Source organism: Nostoc sp. UHCC 0251, assembly GCF_034932245.1.
Taxonomy (GTDB): domain Bacteria; phylum Cyanobacteriota; class Cyanobacteriia; order Cyanobacteriales; family Nostocaceae; genus Nostoc.
In genome coordinates this window covers 1-22,217 of sequence record NZ_JAYGHD010000042.1, presented here as the reverse complement: position 1 = coordinate 22,217, position 22,217 = coordinate 1, and the positions used below count along the sequence as shown (strand labels likewise).

21 protein-coding genes and 1 pseudogene are annotated in these 22,217 nt (G+C 41.0%); 13 read left to right on the top strand and 9 right to left on the bottom strand.

The window, feature by feature from the left end; all coding sequences use genetic code 11:
• Nucleotides 1–4 precede the first annotated feature (4 nt).
• Both VB740_RS08000 and VB740_RS07995 read left to right on the top strand, forming a co-directional pair.
• Nucleotides 5–247, top strand: a complete 243-nt coding sequence (locus VB740_RS08000; RefSeq protein WP_323199510.1) for a hypothetical protein — start codon at nt 5–7, stop codon at nt 245–247.
• Nucleotides 228–680, top strand: coding sequence for a type II toxin-antitoxin system VapC family toxin (locus VB740_RS07995; RefSeq protein WP_323199509.1), 453 nt, complete (start codon nt 228–230; stop codon nt 678–680). The genes VB740_RS08000 and VB740_RS07995 overlap by 20 nt, the downstream gene beginning before the upstream one ends.
• Nucleotides 681–904: 224 nt before the next feature.
• On the opposite strand, the gene VB740_RS07990 is transcribed toward VB740_RS07995, so the two are convergent.
• Nucleotides 905–1,597, bottom strand: a complete 693-nt coding sequence (locus tag VB740_RS07990) for a PD-(D/E)XK nuclease family protein (RefSeq protein ID WP_323199508.1) — start codon at nt 1,595–1,597, stop codon at nt 905–907.
• Nucleotides 1,598–1,805: 208 nt separating this feature from the next.
• Between VB740_RS07990 and VB740_RS07985 the strand changes: the two genes are divergently transcribed.
• From VB740_RS07985 to VB740_RS07970, 4 genes are all read left to right on the top strand, one after another.
• Entirely contained in the window at nt 1,806–4,901 is a 3,096-nt protein-coding gene (locus VB740_RS07985) for a tetratricopeptide repeat protein (RefSeq protein ID WP_323199507.1), read from the top strand.
• Nucleotides 4,852–5,112, top strand: coding sequence for a hypothetical protein (locus tag VB740_RS07980; RefSeq protein WP_323199506.1), 261 nt, complete (start codon nt 4,852–4,854; stop codon nt 5,110–5,112). Before VB740_RS07985 ends, VB740_RS07980 begins: the two co-directional genes overlap by 50 nt.
• A 42-nt stretch (nt 5,113–5,154) precedes the next feature.
• Nucleotides 5,155–6,483, top strand: coding sequence for an IS701 family transposase (locus VB740_RS07975; RefSeq protein WP_323199505.1), 1,329 nt, complete (start codon nt 5,155–5,157; stop codon nt 6,481–6,483).
• 151 nt (nt 6,484–6,634) lie between these two features.
• Complete coding sequence (locus VB740_RS07970) at nt 6,635–6,862, top strand: hypothetical protein (RefSeq protein WP_323199504.1); 228 nt, start codon at nt 6,635–6,637, stop codon at nt 6,860–6,862.
• A gap of 23 nt (nt 6,863–6,885) precedes the next feature.
• Here VB740_RS07970 and VB740_RS07965 read toward each other — a convergent pair whose 3' ends face one another.
• On the bottom strand, nt 6,886–7,116 hold the full coding sequence (locus VB740_RS07965; RefSeq protein WP_099103625.1) for a DUF433 domain-containing protein: 231 nt from the start codon (nt 7,114–7,116) through the stop codon (nt 6,886–6,888).
• Between the two features lie 572 nt (nt 7,117–7,688).
• On the opposite strand from VB740_RS07965, the gene VB740_RS07960 reads away from it, so the two are divergent.
• A complete protein-coding gene (locus VB740_RS07960) occupies nt 7,689–7,907 on the top strand; it encodes a type II toxin-antitoxin system HicB family antitoxin (protein ID WP_323199503.1) in 219 nt (72 codons plus the stop codon).
• A gap of 2 nt (nt 7,908–7,909) precedes the next feature.
• Nucleotides 7,910–8,098 (top strand): type II toxin-antitoxin system HicA family toxin, encoded by a 189-nt coding sequence (locus VB740_RS07955; RefSeq protein ID WP_323199502.1) that lies wholly within the window; start codon nt 7,910–7,912, stop codon nt 8,096–8,098.
• Between the two features lie 52 nt (nt 8,099–8,150).
• Here VB740_RS07955 and VB740_RS07950 read toward each other — a convergent pair whose 3' ends face one another.
• Genes VB740_RS07950 through VB740_RS07940 form a run of 3 tightly spaced genes read right to left on the bottom strand, consistent with a single transcriptional unit; the run spans nt 8,151 to nt 9,865 of the window.
• Nucleotides 8,151–8,291, bottom strand: coding sequence for a hypothetical protein (locus tag VB740_RS07950; RefSeq protein WP_323199501.1), 141 nt, complete (start codon nt 8,289–8,291; stop codon nt 8,151–8,153).
• A complete protein-coding gene (locus tag VB740_RS07945) occupies nt 8,231–8,461 on the bottom strand; it encodes a type II toxin-antitoxin system HicB family antitoxin (RefSeq protein WP_323199500.1) in 231 nt (76 codons plus the stop codon). The genes VB740_RS07950 and VB740_RS07945 overlap by 61 nt, the downstream gene beginning before the upstream one ends.
• 36 nt (nt 8,462–8,497) lie before the next feature.
• A complete protein-coding gene (locus tag VB740_RS07940; RefSeq protein ID WP_323199499.1) occupies nt 8,498–9,865 on the bottom strand; it encodes an AAA-like domain-containing protein in 1,368 nt (455 codons plus the stop codon).
• A gap of 617 nt (nt 9,866–10,482) precedes the next feature.
• Between VB740_RS07940 and VB740_RS07935 the strand changes: the two genes are divergently transcribed.
• Nucleotides 10,483–11,994, top strand: a complete 1,512-nt coding sequence (locus VB740_RS07935) for a PAS domain-containing sensor histidine kinase (protein ID WP_323199498.1) — start codon at nt 10,483–10,485, stop codon at nt 11,992–11,994.
• Nucleotides 11,995–12,123: 129 nt separating this feature from the next.
• On the opposite strand, the gene VB740_RS07930 is transcribed toward VB740_RS07935, so the two are convergent.
• Nucleotides 12,124–13,482 (bottom strand): TrpB-like pyridoxal phosphate-dependent enzyme, encoded by a 1,359-nt coding sequence (locus tag VB740_RS07930; protein ID WP_323199497.1) that lies wholly within the window; start codon nt 13,480–13,482, stop codon nt 12,124–12,126.
• Nucleotides 13,483–13,656: 174 nt separating this feature from the next.
• Between VB740_RS07930 and VB740_RS07925 the strand changes: the two genes are divergently transcribed.
• The 3 genes from VB740_RS07925 to VB740_RS07915 all read left to right on the top strand — a co-directional run bounded on the left by VB740_RS07925 (nt 13,657) and on the right by VB740_RS07915 (nt 17,175).
• A complete protein-coding gene (locus tag VB740_RS07925; protein ID WP_323199496.1) occupies nt 13,657–14,253 on the top strand; it encodes a cytochrome b/b6 domain-containing protein in 597 nt (198 codons plus the stop codon).
• 85 nt (nt 14,254–14,338) lie between these two features.
• Nucleotides 14,339–15,772, top strand: coding sequence for a bifunctional orotidine-5'-phosphate decarboxylase/orotate phosphoribosyltransferase (locus VB740_RS07920; RefSeq protein WP_323199495.1), 1,434 nt, complete (start codon nt 14,339–14,341; stop codon nt 15,770–15,772).
• A 302-nt stretch (nt 15,773–16,074) separates the two neighbouring features.
• Nucleotides 16,075–17,175 (top strand): AI-2E family transporter, encoded by a 1,101-nt coding sequence (locus VB740_RS07915; protein WP_323199494.1) that lies wholly within the window; start codon nt 16,075–16,077, stop codon nt 17,173–17,175.
• A gap of 190 nt (nt 17,176–17,365) precedes the next feature.
• Here the strand turns inward: VB740_RS07915 and VB740_RS07910 are convergent, their stop codons facing one another.
• Nucleotides 17,366–19,819: an ATP-dependent Clp protease ATP-binding subunit gene (locus tag VB740_RS07910; RefSeq protein ID WP_323199514.1), complete on the bottom strand. Its 2,454-nt coding sequence runs from the start codon at nt 19,817–19,819 to the stop codon at nt 17,366–17,368.
• 326 nt (nt 19,820–20,145) lie between these two features.
• Between VB740_RS07910 and VB740_RS07905 the strand changes: the two genes are divergently transcribed.
• Nucleotides 20,146–20,442, top strand: coding sequence for a DUF3288 family protein (locus VB740_RS07905; RefSeq protein ID WP_323199493.1), 297 nt, complete (start codon nt 20,146–20,148; stop codon nt 20,440–20,442).
• 158 nt (nt 20,443–20,600) lie between these two features.
• Here VB740_RS07905 and aroC read toward each other — a convergent pair whose 3' ends face one another.
• Both aroC and VB740_RS07895 read right to left on the bottom strand, forming a co-directional pair.
• A complete protein-coding gene (gene aroC, locus VB740_RS07900; protein ID WP_323199492.1) occupies nt 20,601–21,689 on the bottom strand; it encodes a chorismate synthase in 1,089 nt (362 codons plus the stop codon).
• A 212-nt stretch (nt 21,690–21,901) separates the two neighbouring features.
• Nucleotides 21,902–22,217, bottom strand: a pseudogene (locus VB740_RS07895) (photosystem II q(b) protein); the annotation flags it as partial.

Here is a 22,217-nt window from a genome sequence, read left to right as displayed (position 1 = left end):
TGAGATGAAAAGTATAGAAACAATTGCCACAGTTACTAAAGATGGTAAGATTACAGCGCAATTACCATTGGATATTCCAGAAGGTGAACATCAAGTGGTAATAGTAATTGATGAAAAGCCTTTGGCAGAGAAAGCAGAGAGGAAAGAAAAGCGTCCTCCTCTAAACTTTCCGGTACATAATTATGGCCCTTGGCCTGAAAACCTTTCTTTAAGACGTGAGGATATGTATGGTGATTGGGGACGGTGATTCTGTTTTTCTGGACACAAATATCTTGGTGTACGCTAGTCAGATTCAGTCTCCATTTCACCAACCTGCTATAGAGGCTATCCAAGGTTTTTATGATGCAGGGGTTGAGTTGTGGATTAGCCGACAAATATTGCGGGAATATTTGGCTACCCTTACCCGTCCGCAACAGTTTGTCAACCCACTACCCATTGCAATAGTAATTCAGGATCTCCGCTATTTCTATAATCGTTTTCGGGTGGCTGAGGATAGTTCTCAAGTTACAGAAAGGTTACTGACGCTTATGGAGGAAATTCCTAGCGGTGGTAAGCAAGTTCATGATGCAAATATTGTCGCCACGATGCTAGTTTATGGCATTCCTCAGTTACTCACTCACAACACAAGTGATTTTGCTAGATTTTCTGGGTTAATTACTGTCTTGCCATTACAAGGTTAACGTTGGTTGTGTGCGACTTTATCTCAAACCTAACCACCAACCCCTTCCCTACAAGGGAAGGGGAGCAAGAATCAAAGCCTCTCTCCGTTTCGGGGAGAGGTTTGGAGAGGGGTTTCAAGAATAGGTTGCATATCGCGTAAGTTAGATTTCTTGTTGTTACTACTCGTGAAAATTTACTTCACGTTACGAAATGCAGTCTTTCGGTAATTATGCAATTCTACTGATTAACCCCAAACGCTTCTGCGTTCCCAATATTCAGCAACTCTTTTTTCCCACTGTTGCCAGTAATCTTTAATGACTGCTGATTCAAACCAAAATACTTCTGCTGGCATTTCTGGAATCGCTACTACCAAAAGAGCGTGCTTTAGCTGAATGCCATAATCTCGATAATATTCGTTAGCTGCTCCTATGTACGCGGTAAGTTGCAGTGGATGTTCATATAAATGCTCAACTGAACCTTTGGGTTTGTCTGCTGTTTTCCACTCGCAAATACAGGGAATACCTTGATAGCTGGCAATACAATCAACTTTGCCAGAATAACTCAAATCATGATGAAAAACAGAGCCTTCTACAAGTCTAACTGTGTCGATTTGTTCTAAAACTGGCTTGATACTTTCCCAATAAGGGCGACTCGCTTCGGGACAAACAGGGTTTTGCCCAAGGAGGTAGCGCTCAATTTGTTTGTGTGTTTGGGTTCCCCGACGGCTAGCAGTTGTAGTAATGCGGGTAGCTTCTTCTGTACCAACACGCGTTTTCCAGTTTAATAATCTGTCTCTGTCTGCTTGTGATTTGGTGGCATTAAGTATTGTAGTAACGCTGGGAAAACGATTTCCGTTGGCATCTACATAATATTGTTTACCATTTTCTCGCTTGGCTGTGGCATTAATGCGTGGTAGCAGTTGGGTATCAAATTGCATTATTAATTCGTAGTTCGTAATTCGTAATTCGTAATTCGTAATGAGATGCACTAAAGTACAATTACCTCACAGTGTAACTTCGTAATTAATTAATAATGGGTAAAATACCCTTATTCTGTCACTCTCCGGGAGGGCGATCGCTATAAGCCTCATGAGACAATCAATACAAGCTATACATACTATTAGAAAAAAACTTAGGATAAATTGAGTGAAAAATTCTATTTTTATCTCGTATCGGGTTACTGACACGGGTGATTTAACTGGGCGCATCTATGACTACCTGGTGCTTTGCTTTGAGAAGGATCATGTTTTTAAGGATGTCCAAAAGATCCCGATGGGATTGGACTATCGAAAGGTGATCAATGATGCTCTGAGTAGTTGCCGGGTAATGCTGGTGGTGATTGGGCCTAACTGGTTAACGGTAACAGATGATGCAGGCAATCGACGGTTGGATCAATCCAAAGACTGGGTACGACTTGAAATTGAAACTGCCTTGAAGAAGAACATTCCGGTAATTCCTCTGCTGATGATGGGAGCGAAACTACCGACTGAAAGTGAATTGCCAGAGAGCATTAAGCAATTGGCGTACCGTAATAAAACTGAAATTAGGCTGAATGATCCTGACTTTGACAAGGATATGAGGTGGCTCGTTGACAACATCAAGGAAGGGATAGGTGTAATTGAGACATCAACTGAAATACCGCAAAATCTACCCTTGAGTGGGGTGGTGAAATTTTTCGGGCGTGAAGATGAATTGAAAAATCTTCACCAACTTTTGCAGGATAATAAACAAGTTGCCATTACTGCGATCGCTGGCATGGGTGGACTGGGTAAAACAGAACTGGCCTTACAATATGCAATGGCTCACCGTGAAAACTACAAGGGTGGAATTTGCTGGTTGTTGGCAAAGGCTGGAGATGTGGGCATTCAAATTGTGCAGTTTGCTAGAACGCAGCTTGATTTAAAGCCGCCAAAAGATTTTGATATATTCGCCCAAGTGCAATACTGCTTTCGGCTTTGGCGCGAGGGCGATGTGCTGCTAGTGTTAGACGATGTTGGAGAATATCAACAAGTTAGGCCTTACTTACCCTCGTTATCTTCCCGGTTTAAAGTGTTGATTACCACGCGCCAACACTTAGGAGCATCTATAAAGGAATTATCTCTAGATGTATTGCAACCAGAAGCAGCGCTGGAATTATTAAAGTCATTTTTTAAAGAAACACCACAGCGAATTGAGCAAGAATTGGCTGTTGCAAATCAGTTGTGTGAGTGGTTGGGATATTTGCCTTTGGGTTTGGAATTAGTCGGGCGATATTTGGCGCGAAAACAGGATTTATCTCTAACAGAAATGTTGCGGCGGTTGAAGAAAAAGCGACTAGAACAACCCGGACTTGTTAAACGAGAAGCCGACATGACAGCACAAGGAGGTGTATTAGCAGCCTTTGAGTTGAGTTGGCACGAATTAGAAGACAGCGATAAGCAGCTTGGCTGTTTGCTGAGTTTATTTGCCGCCGCACCTATATCTTGGAAGTTGGTGGAACAGTGTTTACCAGAGGAAGACGAGGAAGAGTTAGAGGAAATTAGAGACGATCGCTTGCTGAATCTGCATTTACTCCAGCGTAAAGGTGAGGGAATCTATCAATTACATCCACTGCTAAGAGAGTTTTTCCAATATAAGCTTACAGGTTTAGAACAGGCAGAGGAATTAAAGCGATCGCTTTGCCGGGTAATGGTAACAGTTGCTAAGGAGATTCCTCAAACACCTACCCTTAAGGAAATCACCATTGTCTCTCCTGCCATACCTCACATAGCAGAAGTAGCAAATAATCTTATTGAATACGTCAACGATAATAATTTAACTGGAGTATTTATCGGTAACGCTCTATTTTACGATGGTCAAGGGTTGTATGACCAAGCTTTACCTTGGTATAAGCAATGTCTAGAAATTGCCAAAAAACGCTTAGGAGAGGAACACCCATTTGTTGCAGAAAGCCTCAACAACCTAGCGGGACTCTACAGCTCCCAGGGCAGATACAGCGAAGCCGAACCCCTTTTTATTCAAGCATTGGCACTCAGGCGTCAACTACTGGGAGAAGAACATCCAGATGTCGCCACTAGCCTCAACAACCTAGCGGGACTCTACAGATATCAAGGCAGATACAGCGAAGCCAAACCCCTTTACATCCAAGCTTTAGCACTCTGGCGCAAGCTGCTGGGAGAAGAACATCCATCTGTCGCACTTAGCCTCAACAACCTAGCGGCATTGTACGTATCTCAAGGCAGATACAGCGAAGCCGAACCCCTTCACATCCAAGCATTGGCACTCAGGCGCAAACTGCTGGGAGAAGAACATCCATCTGTCGCACGTAGCCTCAACAACCTAGCGTTATTCTACTTTTCTCAAAGCAGATACAGCGAAGCCGAACCCCTTTACATCCAAGCTTTAGCACTCTGGCGCAAGTTGCTGGGAGAAGAACATCCATCTGTCGCACTTAGCCTCAACAACCTAGCTAGACTCTACGAATCCCAAGGCAGACACAGCGAAGCTGAACCCCTTTTAATCCAAGCTTTGGCACTCAGACGCAAACTGCTGGGAGAAGAACATCCAGATGTCGCCGTTAGCCTTAACAACCTAGCGTTACTCTACTACTCCCAAGACAGATACAGCGAAGCTGAACCCCTTTTAATCCAAGCTTTGGCACTCTGGCGCAAGCTGCTGGGAGAAAAACATCCAGATGTCGCTACTAGCCTCAACAACTTAGCGTTATTCTACGACTCCCAAGGCAGATACAGCGAAGCTGAACCCTTGTACATCGAAGCTTTGGCACTCAGCCGTCAACTGCTGGGAGAAGAACATCCAGATGTCGCCTCTAGCCTCAACAACCTAGCGGCATTCTACGACTCCCAAGGCAGATACAGCGAAGCCGAACCCCTTTACATCCAAGCTTTGGCACTCAGGCGTCAACTGCTGGGAGAAGAACACCTATTTGTTGCAGAAAGCCTCAACAATCTAGCAGTACTCTACTTTTCTCAAGGCAGATACAGCGAAGCCGAAACCCTTTTAATCCAAGCATTGGCACTCAGGCGCAAACTGCTGGAAGAAAAACATCCAGATGCCGCCTCTAGTCTCAACAATATGGCAAAACTCTATTACTTACAAGGACGTTACACCGAAGCTGAACCGTTGTATTTGCAAGCTTTGGAGATTTTTGAGCAACGATTAGGGGTAAATCATTCCCGCACTATCAAGTGTCGTGAAAATCTGGCTGATCTTCGCGATCGCCTCCCCCCAAATCCAGAATAAGCTAGTTTTATGCAAAGCGTACCGTAATAAAACTGAAAAGGGCGATCGCTCAAACTCGGACTTTCGTGTTCTGAGGTGGAATGATGGTGTTGTAAAAGCGATCGCCTTGATAAAATTTCTTGGGGAATGCTGCGCGATCGCTAACCCACAGTTAACATCAGTATCATTTTACTTATATATCCCTCTTCTGTCACTTTCCGGGTATTCTTAATAAAAGAATAAAAAAAGAAAACCTTGAAAGGTAAGTAGGGCAATGGATGTAGAATTACAAATCCTCAAGCATTTGCCAAGAGATGCTCACCCAACAGTTGCCATCATAGATGAATATTGTGCAGAGTATAAAGACCTGTTTAAAGAAGTAAGAAATTATGAGTGCTTCAAATATTTACATCTGGGAATAATGTCACCAATTAAAAGAAAATCGTTACCAGAGATAGCGAAAGCCGTAAGTATAAATTCTGCACAGTCATTACATCATTTTTTAGCTAATTCAGATTGGTCAGTAGAGGAATTAAAACAACGAAGATTAAATAAACTCAAAACAGCATTAGATGGCAATGCGATTACAGTAGTAATAGATGAAACAGGAGACAGGAAAAAAGGTAAGAAGACTGATTATGTAGCTAGGCAATATTTAGGGAGTGTCGGAAAAGTCGATAATGGAATAGTTTCAGTGAATGCTTATGGACTTTACTCTAATATAACTTTTCCTTTAAATGTAAAAATATTCAAACCAAAAGGGACGCTAAAAGAAGGAGATAAATATAAAACTAAAATAGAATTAGCATCAGAAATTATTACAGAGCTAATTGAAGCAGGCTTTAATATTGAATTAGTACTAGCGGATAGTTTATATGGTGAAAGTAGCCAATTTATTAGAAAACTAGCTGAATATAAACTAGATTATGTTGTAGCGATAAGAAGTAATCATGGAGTCTGGTTGCCAGCAGGACAGAGGGTTAGGGCGAATAAGTGGTGTAAATTTGAAAGAACATTTAGCAATCATAAATCAGAAATTAGATACATTAGGGAAATAATTTATGGTAAAAAAAGAGCCATAACTTACTGGGAAATAACTACTGATCCAGAAACCATGCCAGAGAATTCAACTTCTTTCGTAATGACAAATCTTCAAGGTAATCTCAAGAAAACTTTAGGAGATTTATATGGATTAAGAACCTGGGTAGAATATGGTTTTCGACAGTGTAAACAGGAACTAGGTTGGACAAATTATCGGTTCACAAATTTTCAACACATTGAGAGATGGTGGGAAATGATTTTTTGTGTTTACACAATGATTAGTTTAAATTCTTCCACCTTGTTAGGCTTAAATCTATCTCGTAAAATTGAACCTGAGTTACAAGATAATAGTGATGCTGATTTTTCTAATCATCAACAATGGAACCATGAATCCGGATGGAAAAATACTTTAAACAATCTGCGTCTCATTGCCCAACCACTCTTACTATTTTGGTTGATTTATCCCTGGATACATATTTTCCCGAATTCTAATTTATTGCTGGGATTCAATCAATTAATTAGTGCAATGAATCAATTTAAACCCTATTATGCTTCTGGATAATTTCACTTAGTTACTACTTGCTAATTCCGGAGAGTGACAGAAGAGGGATATAGCGTTTCTCAATCTAGTTAGGTACGCTTTTAAAGCTGCTTGTTTTGATATAAAAGGTTCGTGTGTACTTCAGTTGCCTGGGAAACGCTATAGGTAGAAAATGAAAATTAAAGTTATTAATGAACAAGAAAATTTACAAGAAGTAATAGAGGTTTTACTCACCCACTTAGAACCATCGAAGGTAATGAAATTTTGGGCAGCTTGTAAACTAAATGAAACTGACTATTTACAACTGAAAGAACAACTGTTTGCTCAAGAAACAGTTGCTAGTTTATACGCCAAAATCAAAGAATATGAAGATGGAGATAGTCAACAATCCCCTGAATAAAACGCTGAGGCGAAATGATGAAGTTAAGCACTTTTGAAGGTATAAACTCGTTCTTGAGTCAACCACGCTGCATAAAGAAGAGATTGACGAATATCTTCTGCTTCTAAATCGGGATATTCTTCTAAAATTTCTTCTATAGGCTTTCCATGAGCTACCAAATTTACCACTAAAGAAACTGGAATTCGCATCCCGCGAATGCAAGCTTGTCCAGCCATAATGCTAGGGTCAAATGTAATTCTCTCCAGACCTAACATAAACGATCGCTCCAAAATCTTTTTCATCGCTCTGAGGTGCAATGATGATATTGTAAAGCCTAGCGCTCTATTTTTGATTGTAAACCCATAAGCGATCGCCTTTTAGATAAAATCCTAAGCGCATCAGTATCGTTGTGTAGAGTGCGAATCTACGCATAAGCGTAGCCCGCCGCAGGCATCGCCCAGACTAAAATTCATATTGAATTAAGCAAAAATGCCTGATTACTATTCAAAAGCAGCTTTTACTTCTTCAAAAGCAGCTTTTAATCTCACATTTTAGTGTTTTCCGCAAACAAAAGCAGCTTTTACTTCTTCAAAAGCAGCTTTTAATCTCGCATTTTAGTGTTTTCCGCAAACAAAAGCAGCTTTTACTTTCTCAAACCCCAGCTTGCTTACTCATTTGAGTAATTCACGCATTCATTTTGGTATATCATTGAGCCGAAAGCTTGCTTGCGATGTCTACGACGGGCTACGCCTACGCACTTATGCAGTTGTGAATGATAGAGAGATGCAGCCCCCGCAATAAAAAATCAGCTACGATCAATCATATAATTATCCTCACGAACAAAGAAATGTTAATTACATACACTGCAAAATATACAAAAACTAATAGCGGATATATGGGACAACTCATTGAATGGCAAGAAGTCATTACAGAAGGAGAAACCCTAGAACAATGCAGGGCTATGTTACAAGATGCAACAAAAGAAATGATTCTTGCTTATCGCCAACAAAATAAAGAAATTCCCACGGGTGGTTCTTTGCTCGAACAAATTCCTATAGAGGTTTGAGTGTGTCAATCAAACGAAAAGAGCTAATTAAATACTTAGAAGAAAATGGCTTTTATTTATTAAGGGAAGGAGGAAATCATTCTATTTATACTAATGATATAAAAACTCTTCCTGTAAAACGGCATCGTACCATTGATCGTATTACTGCTAATGAAATATGTAAACAAGCAGGTTTATTACCTAATTTTTGACTACCACTTATAACCATCGAAGGTAATGAAATTTTGGGCAGATTGTAAGCGCTTACAGGGTATCCATCTGCTCAAGTGTCGGCTCCTTGTTGAGGTCAATATTATCAATTATTGGTAGAGAATGTCCCAGCTTTAACCCAAGCAAAATCCAGTCTTCCAGCGTTGAGCGTAATTCATCTTCACACTCGCGCAAAGTCGATGCAAAGTCGATGCAAAGGCTATCACTCCTTTGCAAACAGGAATTCTACCTGTAAATGTACCATCTTCTAACTTGTCATAAATTGCCTGGGCGTAGACGCAGAGCGGCTTGTCGTCAGACATCGCTCGGTCAACATAGTCGCTCAGAATAAACTTTATGGCCATGAAATATCGCGTTGTGCTACACAGTTTAATTTTACGTTAAAACAACTGCTCAACACAATTATTATTTAAACTCTCACTTTTATTCAGATATTGTCGAAAATATAAACGATATAATTCACAGGCAACAGTAGAGCGATCACTTTCTAAATTAATAAGCCCCATACTCTGTAATTTACATGCCAATGCTGGCTCTAATTGCACATAATTTGTAGCGTTAATTACCTCATAAAAAGCATTCTGCAATTCTGGCTCATCTTGTAGCACTAACACAAACTGCTTTAAATACTCGTGATAAATTCCTGCTTTTGTGGGTGCTTGTTGCAATAGCTGTTCTAAATCGCCTTCTAGTCCCCCTTTACCCACAAGGTGATAAAAGGCCAATCGCAGCAAATAAGGATATCCTCCCACCATTGCCATCAAACTCTCGACGTTTTTACTATTTGTCCAATCCAAGCCGTGACGTAGTGCTAAATCCTGTATTTGCTCTTTTGTAAAGGGAGGTAACTTAATCGGTAAACCAATATTAAATGGTAATTGAGTTAGTTTTGTTGGAATAATTATTTCTGTTGAACAAACCAGAACTAGGCGCAGTTTTTGCCAAATTTCTACCTCTTTGGATCGTTCATTCCACGATCGCACTAATGTTAACAATTCTCTAGCAATTTCCTGATACTCAAATACCGAATCCAATTTATTCAATACCAAGACAAAGGGAGTTTCCAGCACAGAGAGTAAATACTGATGGAAATAGATAGAGCAACTCACTTTGCTACCCATATCTTCATCCCAATAATCATTAAGTTTTGGTTCTAGCTGTAACTCCTGACTGACATTTGTACAGAACCAGCGCAAAAATATATCCAAAGTGGCAAATACGGCTTTATCTGCTTTCTGAAAGTCCAACGTCACGGTACGAAAGCCTTGATTGTCAGCACATGCAACCAACCGCAAAATCAGAGAGCTTTTCCCCATCTTTTTAGGTGCTTTGATGCAGATGAGACTCCCAGGTTTAGCCATTTCTGCGTAGGCGAGTTCCTCAATTGGTGGGCGAGGGATGTAAAATCTGGAATTAAGAGATACTGGGCTACTAGGAAATTCTAAGGATATAGCCGTGGCTGCTTTGTTGAATTCCTTAACTAACTGCTGATGTGCTTTGCTAAGACGGTGATTTTCTACGGTATGGCGGAAGTTTGATTGATTTATAGGTTCTTTGCAAAAATCACTTAGTAATTGCCATAAATGAGCAGCAATTTTCCTGACACTTTCCTCGTCGTAGTGAGCTTCACAGGCTATATTAGTGTGGGTTTTTCCTTCCCATGAATAACGCAATATGATCTCTTGGAGCGTCGTTAAACCGGTTGCTTGACTGGCTTTTAGTAGCAATACTACTTCATCTATAGTCATTACTCATCGGCTCGAAAGCATGAAATTTTCTCACACCATTATTCTTTGGAACTCAATCTAACCTTTGACTTTTCACGGTATCTGAAAAACCTCTCTCTAAATCTCTCTCCTAAAAGGAGAGAGACTTTGAATTTTCCCTCTTCCCGTGTCGGGAAGGGGGTTAGGGGGTTAGGTTTTCGTAGACTTTTCCACTTAACGTGAAAAGTTAGAATCTAACCTGCGTTGTATGGATAGCAGCCGGTTATTTTCCAAAAAGCTTTTTTTGTATCGGGAAACATTTGACATAACTTAATCATAGAATTTTTTTTACAAATTTTTTTGAGTTTTTAGGTAATTATATGTGATTTGAACTACTTTTTTTAGACATATCTTAGAATGTAGATGCACACAATGGAGCTATTTTTTTTTCTAAAAAATTGCACAGCGATCGCAATAGAGGTTACATTCATCCGTTTACCTTTTTTTTAATTCCATCCAAATTAGTGATGTGGGCTGATATATCTCTGACCTAAGTTACAGCCTAATCAACCAAGTAGACGATTTATCCATAACTGGATCGTCAGGGTGCTAAGACGAACTACAGGCTACAGGATATTTTCTTCACCGTACCAGCAGCTATGCATATCGAAGAACCCGCTACCTATGAACCGGAAGTTACACTCTCAGAACAAGATTCCCCAAGTTTCTCAGAATCAAAAGATTTATCTCCAGAAAATTTAGATGATACTTCTCAATGCTCACAAGCCGCCTTACAAATGGCATTAATAGCCAGTGGCTTGGGGTTGTGGGATTGGAATCTGGTAACTGATAAAACTTATTATGATCCTCAGTGGAAGGGAATCCTGGGGTATGGAGTAGACGAAATCGACAATGAGTATAAATCCTTTGAGCAACTTGTACATCCACAGGATTTACCGAGAATTCGCCAGGTATTGCACGATTATCTCCAAGGATGCACACCTGTATTTGAAGTCGAATTGCGAATGTTGACTAAATCCGGTGAGTGGAAGTGGATTCTGGCTTGTGGGAAAGTATTTCAGTGGGATAAATTCGGTAAGCCAGTGCGGATGGCGGGGACGCACAAGGATATTAGTCAGGATAAAGCGGTCGCTATTCAACAATACCAACTCTTTGAACAACTCCAGTCTACCGAAGACCAAGTTAGGGAAAAATCACAGCACCAAGAAACTACTCTTGAAGAACTCAAATATACCCAAAAGCAGTTATTGCAAAACCAGAAAATGGCTAATCTCGGTCAACTGGTGGCGGATATGGCTAACGAAATTAATAACCCCGTTAGCTTCATCTACGGCAATCTTCATCCTGCGAGTCAATATGCTGAAGATTTAATCAGAATCATTGAACTTTACCAACATCACTATCCCACACCCACCCCAGTCATAGCCTTACATCTGCAACGCCTCGACTTTGGTTTTGTGAAGACAGACTTTTTAAAATTGCTGTGGTCAATGCGAGCCGGATCTGAGCGTGTTAAAGAAATTGTTTTCGCCTTGCAGAATTTTTCAACCTGTGACAAAGGTCAAATGAAAAAGGTTGACCTGCATGAAGGACTTAATAGTGTTCTAAGAATTTTACAGCATCGTTTGAAAGAAAAGCCTGATAGAGCCGGGATAGAAGTAGTTAAAGTCTTTGGTGAATTGCCCTTAATCGAGTGTTACCCTGGTGATCTCAATCAGGTATTCATGAACATCTTAACTAATGCCATTGATGCCTTAGAAGAAAGGATGAAATATGATTATTCCTTTACTCCCAAAATTTTTATTAATACAGAAATTCTTAGCAGTCATTTATCATTGGTCAATAGTAATCAAATTTGCGTAAATGACAAATTATTAGGAAAAAAGCACAAAGTTATCATTCGCATTTATGATAATGGTAAAGGCATACTTCCCCATATCCAAAGACAAATATTTGAACCATTTTTTACTACCAAACCAATAGGAAAAGGTCAAGGGTTAGGGCTATCAATTAGTCAAGAAATTATAGTTGGAAAACATCAAGGTAAACTTAAGTGTAATTCTCAATTAGGTCAAGGCACAGAGTTAGTCATTGAGATGAATACAACAGCAAGACACTATACTGCTATTAGAAAACACGCCAGTTTTTAGGTAATTAACCTCATGTATTAACAAGGTAGCAATCGCATTAAAAATACCAGAGTGTGATAAATTTGTAACCCTACAGCAACGCTATGCAAATGTGATCGTTTCAATTACATTTGCATAGCGAATCAGTTACTACTCAACTACAGGTAATCCTGCCAGTGCCATCGCCACTTCATTTGCACTATATTCAGTATCAACAAGCCGTCCAGCTTCATAGTCAATATAAGCTTGCATATCAAAATGCCCATGACCGCAAAGGTTGAATAGGATAGTTTTGCTTTTACCTTCTTTCTTACAAAGCAAAGCCTCATCGATTGTTGCTTTGACTGCATGGTTAGCTTCTGGTGCCGGTAAAATTCCTTCTGCGCGGGCAAAAGTTAATCCAGCAGCAAAGCAACCAAGTTGGTATTCAGCACGCGATTGAACTAATCCCAAATTGACAATATGGCTAACAAGCGGGGCCATACCGTGATAACGTAAGCCTCCAGCATGAATTCCTTCTGGCACAAACCTACTGCCCAAAGTATGCATCTTAGTGAGTGGAGTTAAGTGGGCAGTATCACCAAAATCGTAAGCATATTTACCACGAGTCAGAGATGGACAAGCAGCTGGTTCTACAGCTATTACTTGTACATCTCGTTCTCCTCGCAATTTAGCGCCAATAAATGGAAAGGCAATTCCAGCAAGGTTACTACCGCCACCTGTGCAGCCAATGACAATATCAGGGTAATCTCCTGCCATCTCTAACTGAGTAAGTGCTTCCAGCCCAATCACGGTTTGATGTAGCAGTACGTGATTGAGAACACTACCTAAAGCATACTTTGTTTGTTCATCAGCAGCAGCTACTTCCACAGCTTCACTAATAGCAATTCCCAAACTGCCGGTGCTATTGGGATATTGTGCAAGAATTTTACGTCCGGCTTGGGTTTCAGTACTTGGGCTAGCAACTACCCTCGCGCCGTAGGTTTCCATTAGAGCTCGGCGGTAAGGCTTTTGCTGGTAGCTGACCTTTACCATGTAAACTAAGACTTCTAAACCAAATAGTGTACCAGCAAAGGCGAGGGATGATCCCCACTGTCCGGCTCCTGTTTCAGTAGTAAGCTTTTTTACTCCAGCTTGTTTGTTATAAAATGCTTGAGCAACCGCAGTATTGGGTTTGTGGCTTCCAGAGGGACTAACACCCTCATACTTGTAATAAATTTTGGCAGGCGTATCTAAGGCTTGTTCTAAACGACGGGCGCGATAAAGAGGAGTTGGTCGCCACTGGCAATAAATAGAACGGACTGCATCTGGTATTTCAATCCATTTTTGTTGACTAACTTCTTGCTCAATCAACGCTAATGGCAACAGAGGTAATAATTCATCTGGTGTAATTGGCTTTCCAGTACCAGGATTTAAAACTGGTGGTAAGGCTTGTGGCAAGTCGGCCTGGAGATTATACCAAGCTTTGGGCATCTGTTTTTCAGTCAAAACGTATTTAATCGTGTCCATGTAATTGATTGACAATAAAAGGCTATTTATACAGTAAATCTTAAATAGGGGAGGCAGGATGAACGGCAATACTGCTCGGTTAAGGGAAAATAGAGAGTAAGTAATAACTACCTCGAAACTTGCGGTGTCATTTACCCAAGATAGATAAACAGCAAATTTTATCAGTCAAAATCTATGACTTTGACCCCCTCTGAAACTCGAAAGCTACCTACTCAAGCAATCGGAGCCAAAATTTTCCACTGGTGTAACATCATTAGTCTATTTATCATGCTCACCAGTGGGCTACAAATTTACAACGCAAACCCTGTTTTTGGTGGACGTGCAGGTTTGCACATTCCTCCAATATTTACCTTAGGAGGTTGGCTCGCAGGAGGTAGACACTGGCATTTTGCAGCAATGTGGCTATTTTCGCTGAATCTCCTGTGGTATGGAATTTACGTTTTAATTACCCGACGCTGGCGACATAGATTTGTAGGTGCTAATGACTTCAAAGCATTACAAAAAAGTCAAAATTCTAAGCGCCTAATTTATGCTTGGCATCGAATTGCATATACAGCAATTATTCCTATCTTACTGCTGGCCTTATTTACAGGCATAGGCATGTATAAACCTGCTCAATTTCCCTGGATTGTGGATTTTTTTGGCGATTGGCAAGCATTGCGAATTGTTCACTTTGCCTCAGTGCCAATGTTTATCCTATTTGCAGTTATTCACTCTCTATTAGGGCGGAAAGCTGGTGGTACTGAATTAACAGAATCAATGTTTTCGTAAACCAACTATGGTCATGGAGATAGTAAGACACGGTGACTAATAACTAATGACTAATGACTAATGACTCTTTTTTAAAACTAAAAAAATGAACTTTTTTGATAAATTGAATCGTAATATCTTACAAAATCAAAGCTTACTGTTTGTAGGACTTGATCCAAATCCAGAGATGATGCCTGTGCGTTATGAATCTGAAGAACTGATCACTGGTTTGGAGAAATGGTTACAATTTATTATTGCTGAAACTTCTGATTACGTTTGTGCTTATAAACCGACACTTGGCTTTTACGAAGCGTTAGGTATTCCCGGTTTAGAATTGCTGTACAAAACTTTAGCAGCTATTCCAGACCATATTCCAGTAATTTTAGATGCTAAACACAGTGACTTAAATACTAGTACCATTTTTGCCCGAACTGTGTTTACAGAATGGCAAGTGGATGCAATCACTCTCAGCCCTTATACAGGGCAAGATCATGTAGCACCTTTTTTAGTCTATCAGGGTAAAGCTGTGTTTATTTTATGCTGTACTTCAAATCCAGGTGCGGAAGCTTTACAGCAATATCCTACAAACGAATCACCCCTTTATTTACAGGTAGTAAAAGAATCGAAAACCTGGGGAACTCCAGAACAATTGGGTTTGGAGGTGGGAACTACCAATCCTGAGATTTTAGCACTTATTCGAGCGATCGCGCCTGAAAGAATTATTATGGCGCGTAGCATCTGGGCAGAGGGTTTAAAGCTGAAGCAAATTTTAGAAGCAGGCTTGAATACTAACGGTGATGGTTTGCTAATTCCTGTTCCTCAAGATATGTTGGGAAACACACAACTATCTGAGGAAATCCAGTCTTTACGTACAGAAATTAATCAAATCAAAACTGAAATTATTCACGATAATTCCACGTGTTCTGTGTGGTTTCCTGATGTTTGTTTGTTAAATCAGCACCCCCAACAGGATTTAATTTTACAGCTTTATGATATTGACTGCATTATGTTTGGCAGCTTTGTCCAAGCATCAGGAGCGATATTTCCTTATTACATCGACTTACGCAAAATTATTTCTAATCCCCAAGTTTTTAATCAAGTTCTCACAGCATATCAGGATATTTTGAAAAACCTGAATTTTGATAGGTTAGCAGGTATTCCTTATGGTTCTTTACCTACAGCTACTGGTTTAGCTTTGCGCCTTCATTGTCCAATGATTTTCCCCCGTAAAGAGGTAAAAGCGCACGGAACTCGGAGAGTAATTGAGGGTAACTTTCATCCTGGTGAAACAGTTGTGGTAGTTGACGATATTCTCATTAGTGGCAAAAGTGTTATGGAAGGGGCAGGAAAGTTAGAATCAGCAGGATTAAATGTTAATGATATTGTGGTACTTATTGATCATGAACAAGGGGTGAAAGATAGGTTACAGCAAAATGGTTATCGCAGCCATTCAGTTTTAACTATTTCGGAAATTACTAATACTCTGTATCAAGCAGGGCGAATAAATGAGGAGCAATTTTTAGCTTTCGCTGAAAGTTAGTAATTGGAAGAATGGGGAGTAGGGAGTAGGGAGTAGGGGAAGATTTTTATCATGTACTTACCCTTGGTTATATCTTGCACTGCCCACTTTCCCGCCAGAGAATAAATTCTCTGGCTAATAGCACAATTCCACTCAAGTGAACTATAAACCTTACCCAGTCTTCAATAGATAGACTTTAGCTATCAGCCTCAGAATGAATTGTTAGGCGGTTGTTGGGACTGGTGCAAGTTCTGAGCCTTGAACATATTTAATTACTCGGTTCAATCCAGTAAATAGAATAATTTTAATTTTTAACTTAATTTATGAATTTTACACTCAATCAAGTACTGAAATGGTTAATTTTTACGCTGCTATTTCCTCTAGTTTTTCTCAATGGTTGGCTAGCATTTTTGCTTGTTAAAAATTTCCAACCTGTTGTAACAATTCTTGTTTTGGCTACTTTACTTGCATTCGTTTTAAACTATCCTGTCTCGGTTCTCCAACAGCGAGGAGTTAAACGCAGCTATGCAGTAGCACTAGTTTTTATATTAGCATTAATAATTATCGTAGCTCTGGGAATCACTTTAGTTCCCATTGTTTTAGAACAATTTAATGAGATGGTTAAAGTCTTTCCCCAATGGATTGATTCTAGCGAAGAAAAGCTTCAAATTTTAAATGATTGGTTTTTTAGGCACAATTTAAATGTGAATTTAAGTCAGTTATTAAGCCGATTAACTGACCAATTACCCAATGAAATAGAGTTTCTTTCAGATAAACTTTTAAGCATTCTCATAGATACGATTGATAGTATCTCTGAGGCATTAATCACAATAGTCATAACTTTCTATTTGTTATTAGATGGCCCAAGAGTTTGGGAGGGGGTATTTAAAAAGCTACCTGGAAGCTTTGCTCAGAAGGTAAGCCAATCTATTCAACTAAACTTTCAAAATTACTTGATTGGTCAGGGAACTCTGGCTTTGCTAATGGGAGTTTCATTAACATTATTATTTTTAGCTTTTCAAGTCCAGTTTGCTTTACTTTTTGGTTTGGGGGCTGGGCTTTTGAGTTTAATTCCCTTTGGCGATGTCGTCAGTCTTGTTGTAATAACTTTAATAATAGCCACACATAACTTTTGGCTAGCAGTGAAGATTTTTGCAGTAGCTGTTGTCATTGATCAGTTAATTGATCAGGCGATCGCACCACGACTTTTAGGAAAATTTACTGGTATCAGACCAATATGGGTGTTAATTGCTTTGCTTGTAGGAACCAATGTTGGTGGAGTTTTGGGTTTGTTAATAGCGGTACCTGTATCTGGTTTTATCAAAGATGTAGCAGATGGTTTTTCTAAATCTGGTGATTCTGAGAGTGTAGTTAAGAGTGAAACAGCATCAGAATTATTGTCCAAGGAATCAATATCGCAATGAGTTGTTGAGTTGTGGGGGATAGATCCAAAAGAAAATTGCATAAAAAAACCCCTAGCATTTCTACTAGGGGTGAAAGATATAATACCATTTCACTTTATGTTTGTTGAAGATGCACCTGCGATCGCCTCTACTTAGACGAGAGGCTGGAGTGTATCTAAAATATTACACCAAAAAGTGAGCAGGTATAAAATTAGCCAACATTTGCCAAGAGCAGTTCTCGTTTTTCTGATTTTTGTACTCTCACCTGAGAGTCATCATCAACATCGATAAGCGCTGTGTCTCCTTCTGTAATTTGGCCAGACAGCATTGCTTCGGCGAGAGAATCTTCTAAAAGGCGCATAATTGCTCGGCGTAATGGCCTAGCACCGTAGCTGGGGCTATAACCTTCTTGGACTACTAGCTCTTTGAAGCGATCGCTAACTTCTAAGATAATTCCCTTTTCTGTCAAGCGCTTAGAAACTTCACGAAGCATAATCTCAGCGATTTGCTTCACTTCATCCCTAGAAAGCTGGGTGAAGACGATAATTTCATCGAGACGGTTAAGGAACTCTGGACGGAAGTAAGCTTTCAATTCCTCATTTACCAAGGTGCGGATGCGATTATAACTAGCGTCGGCTTGAGTGTCAAAGTCAAAGCCTAAACCACTACCACCTTTTTCAATCACCTTAGAACCGATGTTGGAAGTCAAAATGATCAGCGTGTTCTTGAAGTCAACTTTCCGACCTTTAGCATCGGTAAGATGACCGTCATCCAACATTTGCAGTAGCATATTGAATACATCAGGGTGCGCTTTTTCGATTTCGTCGAATAGCAACACTGTGTAAGGCTTCCGCCGCACGGCTTCTGTAAGCTGTCCGCCTTCGTCGTATCCTACATAACCAGGAGGCGAACCAATTAGCTTGGCGACGGTGTGGCTTTCCATGTATTCAGACATATCTAGCCGAATCATCGAGTCTTCTGCACCGAAGAAGTAGGCAGCTAATGCCTTCGCCAATTCTGTTTTACCGACTCCAGTGGGACCAGAGAAGATAAAGCTAGCAATGGGACGATTGGGATTCTTCAAGCCGACACGGGCACGACGGATACCGCGAGATACTGCTGAGACTGCTTGCTCTTGACCAATAAGCCGTTGATGCAGAGTGTCTTCTAGGTGTAGGAGCAACTCTGACTCAGATTCGGTTAGTTTGTTGACTGGGACGCCAGTCCAAGATGCAACGATTTGGGCGATATCTTCTTCGTCAACTACAGTCGAGTTGACAGGTTGCTCGTTTTGTGTAAACGTTGCTTGCAGTTGTTCTGCGAGTTTTAATTCTTGGTCGCGCAGTTGTGTAGCTTTGTCAAAATCTTGGACTCTGACTGCTGCTTCTTTTTCTTTGGTAACGCCAGCGAGTTCACGCTTGAGTTCTTTATTCGGAGAACTTTGGGAGTTCCGCAGACGAACGCGAGAACCAGCTTCATCAATCAAGTCTATTGCCTTATCTGGCAAGAAGCGATCGCTAATGTAGCGGTCTGATAATTCTGCTGCTGCTACAAGTGCTGAATCTAAAATTGTGACTTTGTGGTGCTGTTCGTAAGCGCCGCGCAAGCCGTAAAGAATTTGTACGGTTTCCTCTACTGAGGGTTCCCCAACCATAATCGGTTGGAAACGACGCTCTAGGGCGGCATCGCGCTCGATGTGCTTACGATACTCATCAAGAGTAGTTGCGCCGATACACTGGAGTTCACCCCGTGCTAAGGCAGGTTTAAGGATGTTGGCTGCATCCAAACCACCTTCTGTACCACCAGCGCCAACCAAGGTGTGAATTTCGTCAATCACCAAGATAATATTGCCCACAGTGCGGACTTCTTCCACGACTTTTTTGATGCGTTCTTCAAAATCGCCACGGAAGCGAGTTCCAGCTACCAATGACCCCATATCGAGACTGATAACTTGCTTATCTTGCAAAGTTTCGGGAACATCCTGGTTGATGATCCGTTGAGCTAGACCTTCTGCGATCGCAGTTTTACCAACTCCTGGTTCACCAATCAACACTGGGTTATTCTTAGTGCGGCGACCGAGAATTTGGATCGCCCGCTCAATTTCCTTCTCACGCCCAACTACGGGGTCGAGTCTGCCTTCTTGCGCTAGTTTGGTCAAATTTCTGCCAAACTCTTCCATAGTTAGTGGTTGGGTGCGCTTTTGACTACCACCACCAGCTAAAGCTGGCGCATTTTCACCCAAACGGCGGACTATGGCACTACGGACACTCTTGAAGTCTACTCCTAGATTTTGCAGGACTTTGGCGGCAACACCTTCACCCGCCTCGGTCAATCCTAAAAGTAAGTGTTCAGTGTTAATGTAATTCTGTCCTAAACTATGAGCTTCTTTAAACGATTGCTCGAAGAGGCTTTTTACCTTAGGAGTAAAAGGAATTTCTGGTGGTACAAAGCCAGAACCCCTACCAATAATTTTTTCTACCTCGCGACGTGCATCTTTGAGGGTAACGCCTAATTCGGCCAGCACTTTAGCAGCAACCCCAGTTCCTTCTCCCATCAAACCCAGGAGAATTTGTTCAGTTCCTACGAAGTTGTGTCCCAGGCGACGTGCTTCCTCCTGAGCTAACATAATTACTCTAATGGCTTCGGAAGTGAAGTGTTCAAACATAGCGGGTTCTTGCTCCCTAGCTGCTTGGACTTTGGGTGAGATAAAATTCACCCTCATCTAAAGTTTTTTGTATTTTCTTAAGAACAATGTAACTTTATTTAAAGTTAAGTGGCAGTGGTGAGAGCCGTAAGACCTCAGGTGTAGTTGCCGTCTACTAGCAGTTAGGAGTTAAGAGTCAAGACTGACGATCGAGTAAAGAGTTATAAATTTGACAATTATTTGTCCAGTACAAAAGATGATTTTCTTTTGCCTTTTATGCTCCTCGGCTCTGGGCTAAACTTAAAAACTAGGATTTAGCACTCCTTACTCCTAACTCAGGATTCACTATGACTGATGCACCCGCAGGGAAAGACCAACAACACCCTCTTTATAACCGCGATCGCCCCCTTATTGATATTTTACTCGCTCAAGAGGCGACAGACTACAACTTAGCAGAATTAGCTAGACTGCGAATGCGTTATCAAGGGTTTCCAGGGGCAAGAGACATCCAAAAAGACCTTGATAAAGTCTTGCAGCAGTGGGGTTTGACCGAAGTTGAGCTTTTTGAGAAAACTCGCCAAATTCACAATTTGGGGGGAATTTACAAAAGTCGCGGGAAAAAAGAGGAACAGGATTGGAATTAGGGCATGGGGCATTGGGCATTGGGAATTGGAAATTAATTATTCCTTCGTACTTCCAACTCTTGTACAGACGCGATTCATCGCGTCTCTCCTAATTCAGCGATTCATCGCGTCTCTCCTAATTCAGCGATTCATCGCGTCTCTCCTAGTCGATATATAGACTACAAAACCTTACACTGCCCATGATGCCGTAACAAATGGTCACATAGCACCAACGCCACCATTGCCTCAACCATTGGAACTGCACGTGGTAAAACACAAGGATCATGGCGTCCTTTCGCTGCTAATAGCGTTTCTTCGCCCTCACGAGTTACAGTCTTCTGCTCTTTTCTAATTGTTGCTGTCGGCTTAAATGCAACTCGCAAAATGATATTTTCTCCGTTGGAAATCCCCCCTTGAATACCACCAGAACGGTTTGTTAATGTGCGGATTTCACCATTTTGATCAATATAAAATTCGTCGTTATGCTCAATTCCTGTTAGCAGCGTTCCCCCAAAACCGGAACCGATTTCAAAGCCTTTGCTAGCAGGGAGAGACATGACACCTTTAGCGATATCAGCTTCCAATTTATCAAATACTGGTTCACCCAAACCTTTTGGCACATTTCGCGCCACGCATTCTACTACACCACCGATCGAATCACCTTGTCTACCTATTTGCTCAATTAATTCAATCATGCGATCGCTGCATTCAGCATCGGGACAGCGAACGATATTGCTTTCTACTTGTTCTAAGGTGACAGTATTTGGATCAACTACACCTTCCAAGTCTTTGATGCGCTTAACGTAAGCGATAACTTCGACATTGGCAACTTGACGGAGAATTTTTTTAGCGATCGCACCTGCTGCTACTCTTCCGATTGTCTCACGTGCTGACGATCTACCCCCACCTTGCCAATTGCGAATGCCATATTTGGCATCATAAGTTGCATCGGCGTGAGAAGGCCGATACTTCTCGGACATATCGTCGTAATCTTGGGGACGAGTATCTTTGTTCCGCACCAAAATTGATATAGGCGTTCCCAGAGTTTTGCCCTCAAATACCCCTGATAAAATCTCGCAGGTATCTGCTTCTTTGCGAGGAGTCGTAATTTTACTTTGTCCGGGACGCCTTCTATCTAGTTCTACTTGAATTTCTTCTGCCGAAATTTCTAATTGGGGAGGACAACCATCAATCACAACCCCCACACCCCCGCCGTGAGACTCGCCAAAAGTACTGATGCGAAATAGATGACCAAAAATATTGCCCATGATTTTGAGAAAAAAGGTGAGGCTTATGTATTCTACCTAGAGTTATTACAAAGTTTGTCTTTGTTTTTTGTATAATTTTTCGCTATTTTTTAGTAATTATCAACAATGTATCGGAGTTTTTATCCAACTCCATAACAGTATCTTTTACTAACTTAAATTAAAAGCGCCCTCCTTGTGGGAGAGCGCTTTATTATTTAGTTAATGCTTCAGAATTAACCGTTGATAGCAGGAGCGCTCATTGCCACAGGAGCAACATCACCAGCAGCCAAATCTAAGGGGAAGTTGTGAGCGTTACGCTCGTGCATTACTTCCATACCCAGGTTAGCCCGGTTGATCACATCAGCCCAAGTGCTGATAACGCGACCGCTTGAATCAATGATTGATTGGTTGAAGTTGAAACCGTTCAAGTTGAACGCCATTGTGCTTACACCCAAGGCGGTGAACCAGATGCCGATTACAGGCCATGCTGCTAAGAAGAAGTGCAGTGAACGGCTGTTGTTGAAGGAAGCGTATTGGAAGATTAGACGA

Excerpts from the sequence above, each read along its gene's own strand:
- VB740_RS08000 (WP_323199510.1), top strand. The coding sequence starts at position 5 with ATGAAAAGTATAGAAACAATTGCCACAGTTACTAAAGATGGTAAGATT.
- VB740_RS07995 (WP_323199509.1), top strand. The coding sequence starts at position 228 with ATGGTGATTGGGGACGGTGATTCTGTTTTTCTGGACACAAATATCTTG.
- VB740_RS07990 (WP_323199508.1), bottom strand. The coding sequence starts at position 1,597 with ATGCAATTTGATACCCAACTGCTACCACGCATTAATGCCACAGCCAAG.
- VB740_RS07975 (WP_323199505.1), top strand. The coding sequence starts at position 5,155 with ATGGATGTAGAATTACAAATCCTCAAGCATTTGCCAAGAGATGCTCAC.
- VB740_RS07970 (WP_323199504.1), top strand. The coding sequence starts at position 6,635 with ATGAAAATTAAAGTTATTAATGAACAAGAAAATTTACAAGAAGTAATA.
- VB740_RS07965 (WP_099103625.1), bottom strand. The coding sequence starts at position 7,116 with ATGTTAGGTCTGGAGAGAATTACATTTGACCCTAGCATTATGGCTGGA.
- VB740_RS07960 (WP_323199503.1), top strand. The coding sequence starts at position 7,689 with ATGTTAATTACATACACTGCAAAATATACAAAAACTAATAGCGGATAT.
- VB740_RS07945 (WP_323199500.1), bottom strand. The coding sequence starts at position 8,461 with ATGGCCATAAAGTTTATTCTGAGCGACTATGTTGACCGAGCGATGTCT.
- VB740_RS07940 (WP_323199499.1), bottom strand. The coding sequence starts at position 9,865 with ATGACTATAGATGAAGTAGTATTGCTACTAAAAGCCAGTCAAGCAACC.
- VB740_RS07935 (WP_323199498.1), top strand. The coding sequence starts at position 10,483 with ATGCATATCGAAGAACCCGCTACCTATGAACCGGAAGTTACACTCTCA.
- VB740_RS07930 (WP_323199497.1), bottom strand. The coding sequence starts at position 13,482 with ATGGACACGATTAAATACGTTTTGACTGAAAAACAGATGCCCAAAGCT.
- VB740_RS07925 (WP_323199496.1), top strand. The coding sequence starts at position 13,657 with ATGACTTTGACCCCCTCTGAAACTCGAAAGCTACCTACTCAAGCAATC.
- VB740_RS07920 (WP_323199495.1), top strand. The coding sequence starts at position 14,339 with ATGAACTTTTTTGATAAATTGAATCGTAATATCTTACAAAATCAAAGC.
- VB740_RS07915 (WP_323199494.1), top strand. The coding sequence starts at position 16,075 with ATGAATTTTACACTCAATCAAGTACTGAAATGGTTAATTTTTACGCTG.
- VB740_RS07910 (WP_323199514.1), bottom strand. The coding sequence starts at position 19,819 with ATGTTTGAACACTTCACTTCCGAAGCCATTAGAGTAATTATGTTAGCT.
- VB740_RS07905 (WP_323199493.1), top strand. The coding sequence starts at position 20,146 with ATGACTGATGCACCCGCAGGGAAAGACCAACAACACCCTCTTTATAAC.
- aroC (WP_323199492.1), bottom strand. The coding sequence starts at position 21,689 with ATGGGCAATATTTTTGGTCATCTATTTCGCATCAGTACTTTTGGCGAG.